This is a genomic window from Collimonas sp. (assembly GCF_039923675.1).
Classification (GTDB): Bacteria; Pseudomonadota; Gammaproteobacteria; order Burkholderiales; family Burkholderiaceae_D; genus Collimonas.
Map to the genome: position 1 here is coordinate 1 of NZ_JBDTCG010000071.1, position 8,374 is coordinate 8,374.

9 protein-coding genes are annotated in these 8,374 nt (G+C 60.4%); 4 read left to right on the forward strand and 5 right to left on the reverse strand.

Features of this window, described 5'->3' with window-relative positions; all coding sequences use genetic code 11:
- Window positions 1-189: 189 nt before the first annotated feature.
- The 3 genes from hutC (at window position 190) to ABI171_RS15065 (ending at window position 3,338) form a co-directional block, all read left to right on the forward strand.
- Window positions 190-912 carry a histidine utilization repressor gene (gene hutC / locus ABI171_RS15055; protein ID WP_348093332.1) on the forward strand — a complete coding sequence of 241 codons (723 nt, stop codon included), beginning with the start codon at window positions 190-192 and terminating at the stop codon, window positions 910-912.
- Window positions 913-1,065: 153 nt separating this feature from the next.
- Window positions 1,066-2,541 carry an MFS transporter gene (locus ABI171_RS15060; RefSeq protein WP_348093340.1) on the forward strand — a complete coding sequence of 492 codons (1,476 nt, stop codon included), beginning with the start codon at window positions 1,066-1,068 and terminating at the stop codon, window positions 2,539-2,541.
- Window positions 2,538-3,338: a ferredoxin--NADP reductase gene (locus ABI171_RS15065; protein ID WP_348093333.1), complete on the forward strand. Its 801-nt coding sequence runs from the start codon at window positions 2,538-2,540 to the stop codon at window positions 3,336-3,338. Before ABI171_RS15060 ends, ABI171_RS15065 begins: the two co-directional genes overlap by 4 nt.
- 13 nt (window positions 3,339-3,351) lie before the next feature.
- Here the strand turns inward: ABI171_RS15065 and ABI171_RS15070 are convergent, their stop codons facing one another.
- From ABI171_RS15070 to ABI171_RS15090, 5 genes are all read right to left on the reverse strand, one after another.
- On the reverse strand, window positions 3,352-4,047 hold the full coding sequence (locus ABI171_RS15070; protein ID WP_348093334.1) for an ABC transporter ATP-binding protein: 696 nt from the start codon (window positions 4,045-4,047) through the stop codon (window positions 3,352-3,354).
- The gene (locus tag ABI171_RS15075; protein WP_348093335.1) at window positions 4,044-4,817 is read right to left on the reverse strand and encodes an ABC transporter ATP-binding protein; all 774 of its coding nucleotides are present in this window, start codon (window positions 4,815-4,817) and stop codon (window positions 4,044-4,046) included. The genes ABI171_RS15070 and ABI171_RS15075 overlap by 4 nt, the downstream gene beginning before the upstream one ends.
- Entirely contained in the window at window positions 4,814-5,878 is a 1,065-nt protein-coding gene (locus tag ABI171_RS15080; RefSeq protein ID WP_348093336.1) for a branched-chain amino acid ABC transporter permease, read from the reverse strand. Before ABI171_RS15080 ends, ABI171_RS15075 begins: the two co-directional genes overlap by 4 nt.
- 20 nt (window positions 5,879-5,898) lie before the next feature.
- Window positions 5,899-6,843, reverse strand: coding sequence for a branched-chain amino acid ABC transporter permease (locus ABI171_RS15085; RefSeq protein ID WP_348093337.1), 945 nt, complete (start codon window positions 6,841-6,843; stop codon window positions 5,899-5,901).
- Between the two features lie 63 nt (window positions 6,844-6,906).
- On the reverse strand, window positions 6,907-7,758 hold the full coding sequence (locus ABI171_RS15090) for a LysR family transcriptional regulator (RefSeq protein WP_348093338.1): 852 nt from the start codon (window positions 7,756-7,758) through the stop codon (window positions 6,907-6,909).
- Between the two features lie 154 nt (window positions 7,759-7,912).
- Here ABI171_RS15090 and ABI171_RS15095 point away from each other — a divergent pair.
- A partial coding sequence (locus tag ABI171_RS15095; protein ID WP_348093339.1) for an alcohol dehydrogenase catalytic domain-containing protein occupies window positions 7,913-8,374 on the forward strand: 462 nt, incomplete at its 3' end.

The window sequence follows — 8,374 nt, forward strand, 5'->3', positions numbered from 1 at the left end:
AAAACATCAAGTTGTATAGTCCAGTAAAATATAATGCCTATACAACTTAGTCAACCGAATTCATAAAAAATGTATTGACTTCAAGTGTGCTTGAACTTGCATACTTGGTTTGTCGGCAACTGAAGCGGCAATCAAGACCGGTAACTGAGGTAGTATCCGTGATGAAATTTATTGAGTAGGAGCCGGCGTATGCATGGCACATTGGCAAAAACAGCAGCAATAAAAGCAACTCCCGCATTCCAGCTGGTAAAAGACCACGTTTTGCAGCAAATCCGCAGCGGCGAATGGAAGCCGGGCGACCTGATCCCTTCCGAGCGCGAGCTGATGCTGCAGTTCAGCCTGTCGCGCATGACCGTCAACCGCGCCCTGCGTGAACTGACCGACAACCAGCTGCTGGTACGCATCCAAGGTTCAGGCACCTATGTCGCCCCCGGAAAATATCAATCTACTCTGGTGGAAATTCGCAGTATCGACGATGAACTGGTAGCGCGCGGCCATCGTTATCGCAGCCAGGTGTTGACGCTGGAAGCCAGCGCCACGCCAGCCGCATTGAAGGCGCTGGGGCTTGCATCCGGCCAGGCATTCCACTCGGTGATTGTGCATTTTGCCGACGATATTCCGATCCAGCTTGAGGACCGTTATACCAATCCGCAGCTGTTCCCCGATTATTTGCAGCAGGACTTCCACCTGGTGACGCCGAATCATTACATGGTGCAAATAGCGCCGCTGGACAAGGCCGAATACAGCATCGAGGCCAAGATGCCGGAGGCGGCGATGCGCAAGCTGCTGCAGATGGAAACCGGCGAACCCTGCCTGTTGCTGTCGCGCCGGACCTGGGTCCACGATACCGTCGCGACCTCGGTCACCTTGTGGCATCCGGGCTCACGCTATCAATTTACCGGCGGCTTCTAGACCGCGCTAATCTGCTCTAATCCGCACAAGACGCGGCAAGCAATCAGGACCACCCGTCGGACCGGCGCATAGCGCCAAAGCCGACCGGGCCCGCCATTTCAATTATCAGCATCGATCAGGACAGACTCGACCATGTCGCTTTCTCCCAACACTATAAACACGGATCCGCCGCCCGCCAGCTGGGCCGACCTGCTGTCCGGAAGGAATGCCTTGCGTTCCCTGACCCTGGCAGGCGGCATCGGCATGCATGCCACCAATGTGTATATCGTCACCACTATCCTGCCGTCGGTGGTCAAGGATATCGGCGGCCTTGAATACTATGCCTGGGCCACTTCATTGTTTGTGGTCGCCTCCATCATCGCCGCCGGCCTGGCGTCGCGGCTGGTGGAATGGATCGGCTATCGCTCGGCCTGCCTGTTGGCCTTGCTGGTGTTTTCCGTGGGCTCGGCCGGCTGTGCGCTGGCGCCGCACATGGTGTGGCTGCTGCTGGCGCGCACCATCCAGGGTTTCGGCGGCGGCGTGCTGGTGGCGTTGTCGTATGCGATGGTGCGGCTGGTGTTTGCGCCGCCTCTATGGTCGCGGGCGATGGCGCTGATGTCGGGCATGTGGGGCATTGCCACGCTGTCGGGGCCGGCCATCGGCGGCATGTTCGCCCAGGCCGGCAGCTGGCGCGGCGCGTTCTGGGCCTTGTTGCCGGCGGCAATCGGGTTGGCGCTGCTGGTGCAGTTCACCCTGAAAATCCCCAATGAAGAACGCAATGAGGATAGTCCTACTGCTGTCCCACTGTTTAAAATACTGTTGCTGGCAGCCGCCGTCATGTCGGTCTCGGCCGCCAGCCTGTTCAGCAGCGCCTGGTTCAATATCGGCGGCATCCTGCTGGGCATCGCGCTGGTAGCGCTGATCGGCTGGCTGGAGCAGCGTGACGGCCCGCGCCTGTTGCCGACGGGCGCATTTTCCCTGGGCAGCAGGATGGGCGCGCTATATGCCTCGATGATCTTGATGATTCTCGGGCTCACCACCGAAATCTATGTACCTTATTTCCTGCAAGTGATCCAGGGCCATTCGCCACTGCTGGCCGGCTACCTGACCGGCATCATGTCCTGCGGCTGGACCCTGGCCGCCCTGCTGTTCTCCAGTTATAGCGGCACGCGCGCCAGGTTCGTCATGCGCGCCGGACCGGTAGTCGTGCTCGCCGCGCTGCTGGCCTTGTCGCTGATGCTGCCTTCGGTAGCGCTATTGCAGCAATACGGCTTGCTGCCGCTGTGCACTGCGCTGCTATTGGTCGGATTCGGCATCGGCATGGGCGCGCCGCACCTGATGGCCAAAATACTCAGCAGCGCCCCTGCCGACGAAGGCAATCTGGCCGCCTATTCAATCACTACCGTGCAACTGTTCGCCACCGCCATCGGCGCCGCGCTGGCCGGCATGGTGACCTCACTGGCCGGGCTGGCCGAGCCCGGCGGCTTGCCTGGCGCGCTAAATGCGGCACAATGGTTGTTCATCTGTTTTGCAGCGGCGCCTTTGCTGGCGTTTTTCACGATACGGCAAGCCTTGCGTTTGAAAGCCGTCACAATCGCCACGCCGCATAATGAACAACGTGATAAACAACTGCAGGAACCTCTGTCATGAGCAGCACGCCTCCCAAACCTGCGGTCTCGCCTCTCAAGGCCAGTACCGAAACAGTCACCAGCATACATAGCTGGACCGACAAGCTGTTTTCATTCCGCACCACGCGCCCGGCCGGCTATCAGTTCACGCCTGGACAATTTGCCCGCCTGGGTGTGACGGTCGGCGAGGAAACCTTGTGGCGCGCCTATTCGGTCACCTCCGCCGCTGCGGAAGATGAGTTGGAGTATTTCCTGGTGCAGGTTCCCGGCGGCCAGTTCACCGAGCAGCTCAAGAATCTCAAACCGGGCGATCCGGTGCTGGTAGAGAAGTTCAGCTACGGCTTCATGACCGCCGACCGCTTTGTCGATGGCGACGATTTATGGATGCTAGCCACCGGCACCGGGCTAGGTCCGTTCATCTCGATCTTGCAGGACCCGATGGTATGGCAGAAATTTCGTAACCTGATTCTGGTGCATTGCGTCAGGAATGCCGAAGAGCTGGCTTACCAGGAACTACTGTCGGCACTGCCGTTGCGGCCGGAATTGGCTGCCGGTGGCGCGCACTTGCAACTGATTCGCGCCACCACGCGCGATGCGCAGCCTGCCGCCGGCAACCTCCAGGGACGCATCACTACCCTGCTGACCAGCGGCGCGCTGGAAACTGCCGCAAACCTGCCGATCACAGTAGAAGCATCGCGCGTCATGATGTGCGGCAATCCGGAGATGATTACCGAAACCCGGGAGATTCTTCACCAGCGCGGCTTGCGGCCTTGCCGGCGGGCGGTGCCAGGGCAGTTTGTGACGGAAGATTATTGGTGATCAAAAGATTGCGTCAGACTTCAAGCCACTTCTGCCGCACGGCGGGACTGGCGCGCAGTTCAGCCGGCGTTCCGGCAAAGACAATCCGGCCATGGCCCATTACCAGCACGCGGTCGGAAATTTCCAGCGCAATATTCAACTTTTGTTCAACCAGCAACACACCCAATCCTTGCTCCTTCAATCTGAGCAGATGCTGCGCCACCGCCTTGATCATCTCCGGCGCCAGCCCTTCGGTGGGCTCATCCACCATGATCAGGCGCGGTTTACCCATCAGGCCGCGGCACAGGCTGAGCATTTGCTGCTCGCCGCCAGACAGCAGGCCGGCCGCAACGTGCCTGCGCTCTGCCAGCTGCGGCATCAGCCGCCATGCCTCATCCAACGCGGCTGGTTCTGATTTTTTCTGACCCAACAGCAGATTCTGCTGCACCGTCAGCGTCGGAAAGACTGCCCGCTCTTCCGGTACATAGGCCACACCTTGCCTGGCGACCTGGAATGTTTTGAGGCCTGCCAGCTCGACGCCGTCCAGCCGCACCGAACCGCTGCTGCGCAACATGCCCATGACCGCTTTCAACGTCGTCGAACGGCCTGCGCCATTGCGCCCCAGCAGGCTGACGATTTCACCTGACGCGACGTCCAGGTCTACGCCATGCAGTACATGACTCTGATCGTAAAAAGCGTGCAGATCGCGGATTTCAAGCAAGGCGCTCATGGCTGCTGCGCCTCCAGGCTACCGAGATAAGCTGCCTGCACGGTGCGATTATTGCGAATCGCGGCGGGCGTATCGCAGGCAATAATTCGTCCCTCGACCAGCACCGCAATGCGGTCTACCAGGCCGAACACCACGTCCATATCGTGCTCGATCATCAGCAGCGTCTTGCCGATGCTGACGCGCCGGATCAGGTCGGCGGCGGCAGCAACTTCATCCCGGTTCATGCCTGCGGTCGGCTCGTCCAGCAAGATCAGACCGGCATCGCCTGCGATGGTGATGCCGATTTCCAGCGCACGCTGGTGAGCATAACTAAGATCTCCTGCAGGCGTTTCTCTGCGGGATTGCAGATCACATTGCTGCAGCAGTTCCTGTATTCGCTGATTAACCAGACGCAAGCCGGACAGGCATCGCCAAAACGTGTAGCGATAACCGTGCGAAGACAATACCGCGGCCCGCAAGTTGTCCGCAACGCTCAGGCGCGGAAAAATATTAGTGATCTGAAAACTGCGCGCCAATCCCAACCGGCTGATCTGGAACGGCTTCATGCAACCGATTTCCTGTCCACGCAGCAGAATTTCGCCGCTACTGGCGGCAGCGCCACCCGATATCAGGTTGAACAACGTCGATTTTCCGGCGCCGTTGGGACCGATCAAGGCCAGTCTTTCGCCCTGCCGCAGCTGCAAATCGACGCCGTTGATAATGTGCGTGCCGCCAAATTGCTTATGCAGCTTGCGCAGCTCAAGTGCAAACGGTGGAAGCTTATTGCTCATAGGGCCGCCGCGCGCCGGTACAGCATTTCAATCACAAACACAGCAGCGCTTGCCAGCGCCAGCAGGCCGGCCAAGCGTATCAACGACTTCATCGCGATGTGTCGCCAGCGATCAACCAACGTCACCCCGATACCTGCAATGCCGCTCGGCGCAAACAGCACGATCATCACAAACAGTAAACCCAGATACAACTGCCAGCCGCGGGTATAAGCCGACAGCAGGGAGGAAAACAGTACGCCGACCACCGCGCCTACCATCGGCCCGAAAAAAAACCCAATGCCGCCGATAAAGGTAAACAACAGGATTTGCGCCGAACGCAGCAGGCTGAGATTTTCGGCGCTGACGATTTCAAAATTGATCGCCGTCAGTGCGCCGCCGATGCCGGCGAAGAACGCTGACAGCATGAACATCAGGTAGCGCACCTGGCGCGGATCGTGGCCGATAAAGGCGGCGCGTTCGGGATTATCACGCACGGCGTTGGCGATACGTCCCAGCGGCGTTTGCGTTAGCGCGTACATGGCGGCCGCGCTGACGAACAGCCAGAACGCGATCAGATAGTAGACCTGCAGCTGCGAGGCAAAATCGATGCCCAGAAACGGCGCGCCCAGCACGCGATCGGTGCTGATCCCGCTCTCGCCGCCAAACCAGCCGGGAAACATCAAGGCGCCCGCGGCAATCAATTCCACCAACGCCAGACTGATCATCGACAACGCCGTGCCGGACCTGCGCGTGGTGACAAAGCCGAACACAGCGCCAGCCAGCATCCCGGCCATGCCGCCCACCAGCGGCACAAACAGCAGCGCGGCGGCGCTGCCGCCGGTCAGCCGGTTCATCGCGTGCACGCTGGCGAATGCAGCCAGGCCTGCATACACGGCGTGGCCGAAGGACAGCATGCCGCTCTGGCCCAACAGCATATTGAAGGAGAGCGCCAGGATCATCATGCAGCCGCATTGCGACAGGATCGACAGCGCTGCGCTTTGTGCAAACAACAAGGGCACCGCGGCCAATAGCAAAGCAAAGGCCGGCCAGGCCGATTTATTGCGCCAGGAAGAAAGTGTCATCGGTCGTGGTTTCCGGTTCTTCAATCGCGCACGCCGAGCAAGCCGCGCGGACGCAGCAGCATGACCAGCACCAGCAACAGGTAGGGCAAGACCGGCGCCACCTGCGCCAGCGTCAGTTGCAGCAAGGGATAAGCGATGGCGTCCGGGCCGACCTGTACTCCCCAATGCGCCAAGCCGCTCAACAAGGAAACATCAAGCGCCACTGCGTAGGTTTGCAAGATCCCGATCAGCAGCGATGCAATGAACGCCCCGGTCAGCGATCCGAGGCCGCCGACCACCACCACCACGAAAATGATGCTGCCCACCCCCGCCGCCATGTCCGGCTCAGTGACGAAAGCATTGCCGCCGACCACGCCCGCCAAACCCGCCAAGCCACAACCGGCGGCAAACACCAGTGTAAATAGCCGCGGCACATTGTGGCCGAGCGCTTCCAGCATCTGCGGATGGGTCAGCGCAGCCTGGATCAGCAAGCCGATACGGGAACGCTTCAACAGCCAGCTCGTCGCCAGCAATATCAGCAGCGCCAGCAACATCATGAAGCCGCGATACATGGGAAATGCAGTGGAATACAAAGTAAACAACGGGCCATCGAGTTGCGCCGGAATCGCATACGGAACAGCCGATTTGCCCCAGGCCAGTTGCACCAGTTCGACGATCACATAGGACAGGCCGAAGGTAAACAACAGCTCCGCTACCTGGCCATGACGCCGCACGTGACGCAGCCCGAAGCGCTCGACCAGCGCGCCCAGCAGGCCCGCCAGCAGCGGCGCCAGCAGCAATGCCGGCCAGAATCCCAGCTGGACGCTGATCGCATAAGCGAAATACGCCCCCAGCATGTAAAAGCTCGCATGCGCAAAATTCAGCACGCCCAGCATGCTGAAAATCAAGGTCAGCCCGGCCGACAGCAGGAATAGCAGCAGTCCGTAGCTGAGGCCGTTGAGCAAAGTGATGAGGGTAAATTCCATTGTGCAGATGGTTGACGCCTATGCCAGGTCCGGCATTTTACCGGTTTGTTCAAAGCAGGATATTCAGTTCGCGAGTTGCGCAATCACCATGTCGAGCAAGGCGCGCAAGCGCGCCAGACGCCGCAGGTCGCGGTGGTAGCCGACCCAGGTATCGCGACCGGGCGGCGCTTCACCCAAATCAATGCGTTCGACGCCGGCCAGACGATCTCCCAAAGGCCGCGGCAATACTGCCAGCCCTGCTCCGCGCGCGCACATATGCGCCTGGACATCACGGTCATTGCTGCGAAACACCACCCGCGCATTCGGCAATATCCGCTCCAGCCAGACGGCATCAGGCATACCACCGAACGCCTTATCCATGCTGATCAGCGCCGCGCCCGCGCCGTCGCCTGCCTCCGGCTGCGCCAGGCCGGCGCGCAAATACAGGCCGTAAGGCATATGCAGCAGCTTGCGCGACACCACGTCCGGCTCGTCGAACGGCTGAATGCGGAACGCCAGGTCTGCCTCGCGGCGGGACAGGCTGAAGAAGCGCGAATCGGTCAGCATTTCCAGCGTCACGCGCGGGTGCCTGCCGGAGAAATCCGCCAGCACCGGCGTCAGCACATGGCTGGCGAACCAGCCGGACGCGGTAATTCTCAGCGTGCCGTCCAGATGTTGTTCCTGACCGGCCAGTTGCCGCTGGAAGGCTTGCGCCTCTTCTTCCATCCGCTCGGCATGGCTGACCACCGCCGCGCCCTCGTCGGTGAGGATAAAACCGTCGCTGGTGCGCTGAAACAACTGATGGCCCACAGCCTCTTCCAGCGCGCGCAAGCGCCGTCCCATGGTCGGCTGGGTCTGCCCCAGCTTGCGTGCCGCCGCACCCAGCGTCCCTTCCCGCGCAATCGCCAGGAAGACGCGCAGATCACTCCATTCCATAGCCTCGGCTCCTTTGATCAAGTTCTCGCAGCGCTCAGAGCTGACTGTCCTGATCCATTCATTTTTGCATGGAAACCGTGCAATAACGATGATTCCCATACATATTAAAGAAGTATATCTTGAAGCGGTCAACTCAACTTCAAGGAAAATCATCATGACCCAATCACATTCGATGCGCGCCGCAGTACTGGAAAGCCATGGCGCAGCATTCCGCCACACCACCGTGGCACGTCCCGCTGCCGGAGCGGGACAAGTGCTGGTGCGCATCATGGCCAGCGGCATCAATCCGCTCGACCTCAAGATCCGCAGCGGCGAGGCGCCCCACGCGAGGCATCCTTTGCCGGCGATCCTGGGCATCGACATGGCTGGCGTGATCCAGGCGGTCGGGCCAGGCGTCAGCAAATTCCGGATTGGCGACGAAGTGTATGGCATGACCGGCGGCGTCGGTGGCGTACAAGGCTCGCTGGCCGAATTCGCGGCAGTCGACGCCGATCTGCTGGCGCTCAAACCATCCAACTTCAGCATGCGTGAAGCCGCAGCGCTGCCGCTGATCTTCATTACTGCGTGGGAAGGCCTGGTGGACCGCGCCGGCATTCGCAGCGGGCAAAGCTTGCTG

Excerpts from the sequence above, each read along its gene's own strand:
- hutC (WP_348093332.1), top strand. The coding sequence starts at position 190 with ATGCATGGCACATTGGCAAAAACAGCAGCAATAAAAGCAACTCCCGCA.
- ABI171_RS15065 (WP_348093333.1), top strand. The coding sequence starts at position 2,538 with ATGAGCAGCACGCCTCCCAAACCTGCGGTCTCGCCTCTCAAGGCCAGT.
- ABI171_RS15070 (WP_348093334.1), bottom strand. The coding sequence starts at position 4,047 with ATGAGCGCCTTGCTTGAAATCCGCGATCTGCACGCTTTTTACGATCAG.
- ABI171_RS15075 (WP_348093335.1), bottom strand. The coding sequence starts at position 4,817 with ATGAGCAATAAGCTTCCACCGTTTGCACTTGAGCTGCGCAAGCTGCAT.
- ABI171_RS15080 (WP_348093336.1), bottom strand. The coding sequence starts at position 5,878 with ATGACACTTTCTTCCTGGCGCAATAAATCGGCCTGGCCGGCCTTTGCT.
- ABI171_RS15085 (WP_348093337.1), bottom strand. The coding sequence starts at position 6,843 with ATGGAATTTACCCTCATCACTTTGCTCAACGGCCTCAGCTACGGACTG.
- ABI171_RS15090 (WP_348093338.1), bottom strand. The coding sequence starts at position 7,758 with ATGGAATGGAGTGATCTGCGCGTCTTCCTGGCGATTGCGCGGGAAGGG.